The sequence below is a fragment of the Microbacterium oleivorans genome (assembly GCF_001691565.1).
GTDB classification, from domain to species: Bacteria; Actinomycetota; Actinomycetes; order Actinomycetales; family Microbacteriaceae; genus Microbacterium; species Microbacterium oleivorans_B.
In genome coordinates this window covers 201,007-201,365 of sequence record NZ_MAYO01000002.1, presented here as the reverse complement: position 1 = coordinate 201,365, position 359 = coordinate 201,007, and the positions used below count along the sequence as shown (strand labels likewise).

Below are 359 nucleotides of genomic sequence, written 5' to 3'. Positions count from 1 at the left end.
CCCGCCCGAACAGTGACCGCCGCCGTCGTCGTCGCCGACACCGGCGCAGACACCGACGGCTTCTTCGCCACCAGCCGCTTGCTGTCCACCCAGCCCGTCGCCGCGCCCAACGTCACCTGAGTCCACGCACCCTCGACCTTCACGACCGAGACCTGCTCACCCTTACGCGCCGTCGCCGCCATCCCGCTCTGCGCCTTCTGCGGACGCAGATGCACCACATCCGTCGTGAACATCGACACCGGCACGGTGGTCACCGCAGACGCGAGCACCCACCCCGTCTTGGTACCGGAGGTCACCGCACGCCACCCCGCATACGAATCGACGATCGTGACCTTCGCACCCTTCGCCAACGACACCAC

The 359-nt window shown here is 68.2% G+C and carries 1 protein-coding gene; it reads right to left on the bottom strand.

Going from position 1 to position 359, the window contains the following annotated elements; translation table 11 throughout:
* Nucleotides 1–359 (bottom strand): hypothetical protein (locus tag BBA86_RS14650; RefSeq protein WP_223246988.1); only part of this gene is annotated, 359 nt, incomplete at both ends.